At 75.5% G+C, this 2,620-nt stretch carries 1 protein-coding gene and 1 pseudogene; both read left to right on the top strand.

The features are described from left to right. On the top strand, positions 1-1,316 hold a 1,316-nt coding region (locus GTW43_RS23240; RefSeq protein WP_237536771.1), incomplete at its 5' end, for a right-handed parallel beta-helix repeat-containing protein. A 105-nt stretch (positions 1,317-1,421) separates the two neighbouring features. Continuing rightward, a pseudogene (locus tag GTW43_RS23245) lies at positions 1,422-2,620 on the top strand (aminotransferase class I/II); the annotation flags it as partial.

Consider the following 2,620-nt stretch of genomic DNA (forward strand, 5'->3'; position numbering starts at 1 on the left):
TGCTGGAGTCGACGGACGGTCCGGCCGTGACGGTGCACGACACGGGCGGGGTCCGGATCCGCGGCCTGGTGCTGCGCGGCGCGGCCGCGGCCCGCGCGCACGACCCCGGGCTCCATCTCTACAACGACCGCGCGGACGGGGCACGGCCGTCCGGCGTCCACGTCACGGACGTCGACGTGGCGGGCTTCCGCATCGGGCTGGCCGTCGGCGCCTCGTCCCACGGCATCGGCTTCCGCGGGGTGTCCGTCGACCGGACCCGGCTGCACGGCAACAAGGACGCCGGGTTCCTGTCCTACGGCCCCGAGGTCGATCCGGCGCGGCCCGCGTACGCCCACCGGGACCTCACGCTCACCGAGGTGACGGCCTACGACAACCCGGGCGACCCCGGCGTCCACGACCGGCACACCGGTGACGGCATCGTGATCGGCTCGGTGCGCGGCGCGGCCCTGCGGCATGTCGAGGCCCACGACAACGGCGCCCGCGCCGCCCACGACGCGTCCGAGGGGCCGGTCGGCGTGTGGGCGTACGACGCGGCACGCGTCGTGGTCGAGCACAGCGCGGCCTACCGCAATCACACCGGATCGCACGTCGACGGCGCCGGGTTCGGTCTCGACTCGAACGTGACGGACTCGGCCCTGCGCCGGAACATCTCCTTCGGCAACGACGGCCCCGGCTTCTACGTCTACCAGCGCCGGGCCGACGGCGGGCACGCCCGCAACACGATCAGCGACAACATCAGCGCCGACGACGGTCGTGAACTGCCGCGCCACGGTGCGCTCGCCGTGTACGGCGACGACATCCGGGACCTGGCGATCGTCCGCAACACCGTGATCCTGTCCCGGGCACCGGCCGGTGCCGGGCCCGCCCTGCGCCTCCAGGCGGGCGAGCGGGACGTCGTCGTCCGCGACAACCTCCTCGTCACGGCGGACGTGCCGCTCGTCGTCGCCGACGCGGGCCTGGAGCCCGCGGACGTCGTGCTCCAGGGCAACGCGTACCGGTCGGTGCGCGGCCCCTGGGAGGTCCGCTGGGGTGCCAGGTCCTACGACGCGCTGGCGTCCTGGCGGGCGGCCGGCGGACAGGAGACCCTCGACGGGCGGTCCACGGGCCACACCCTCGACCCGTGCCTCACGGGCGGTCCGCTGCCCCGGATCCGCTCCGTCGACGACGCCGCGTCGGCGGCCCCGGCCTGCGACGCGCTCACCGGCGCGGGGGTCGCGCTGCCGCTGCCCCCGCACCTCCCGGCGGCCGGCGACGCCGACTGGTCCGGCCGTTCCGCGGCGACCGGCGCACGGGTCGGCGCGCTTCTTCCGCGCTGAGGTGCAGGCCCCCCGGCGCCGTGCCTACGATCGTGGAGGAGCGAGGCCCAGGATCGACGCCTTGTACGCCACCCGGTGTCCCCGACGCAGGGAGGCGTGTGCCCAGTGCTGCGAGCGCATCGGCTGATGGCCTTCTACGCCGCCTTCACGGTGACGGCCACGGTGGTCTATCTCGTCGTCCCCGCCGCGTACACCCCGGTGTGGGCCGCGATCGGCCTCGCGAGCGCGTGCGCCGTCGTCCTGGGGACACGGCTGTACCGTCCCGCCCGCCGCTGGCCGTGGTACGTGCTCGCGGGCGCCCTGCTCACGTTCACCGCGGGCGACACCTACTCCAGCGTCCGCGCCCAGTACTTCGGCGCGGTACTGCCCTTCCCCTCGCTGTCGGACGCCTTCTACCTGCTGACGTACCCGCTGCTCGCGCTCGGTCTGTACGGGCTCGCGCGCTACCGCTGGTCGGGGCGCGACCTGCCGGCGCTGCTCGACGCGCTGATCCTGACGACGGGCCTCACGCTCCCGGTGTGGGTGTTCCTCGTGCAACCCCTCGCGCGGGCCGCCGACATGACGTGGCAGCAGCGTGCGATCAGCCTCGCGTACCCGCTCGGGGACGTCCTGGTCCTCGCCCTGCTGACCCGCCTCGTCTCCTCGGGTCCGGGCCCGCGCGGCAACCGCTCCGTGCAACTGCTCCTGCTCGGCACCCTGGCGCTGCTCGGCATCGACATCGCGTACGGCATCCTGCGGCTGAACGGCGGCTGGACGGCCGGCACCCGCCTCGACACCGTCTGGATCGTCTTCCACCTGGCGTGGGGACTCGCGGCGCTGCACCCGTCGATGGCGGAGCTGACCGCGCGGCGGGCCCGCACGCCGTCCCTGCTGCCCGCGCGGCCCCGGCTGGTCATGCTGGGGCTCGCGACCCTGGCGGGCCCGGCGGTCCTGCTCCAGGAGGCGCTGTCCGGCACCGCGCACGACGGCACCGCGATCGCCGTGTCCAGTGCGCTGATGTTCCTGCTGGTGCTGTTGCGGCTCGCCGGAACGGTCGTCGCGCACCGCAGGACGGTCGAGCGCGAGGGAGCCCTGCGCACCGCCGCCACGGCGCTGGTCGCGGCCGTGACCCCGCAGGACATCGAGGCGGCCTGCGCGCGGGCCGTCAGCACCCTGTTCGGCCCGGACGTGCCGCACGCGACGGCGCTGCTGCCCGCGGTGCGCGACCCGGACGGGCCGCCGGTGCCCGGGGCGCCGCGGTTCGTCCCGACGGAGGGACTCGCCCCCGCGGCGGCGGCCCGGCTGCGCGGGACGCGGACGGCGCT

The organism is Streptomyces sp. SID5785 (assembly GCF_009870065.1).
Lineage (GTDB): Bacteria > Actinomycetota > Actinomycetes > Streptomycetales > Streptomycetaceae > Streptomyces.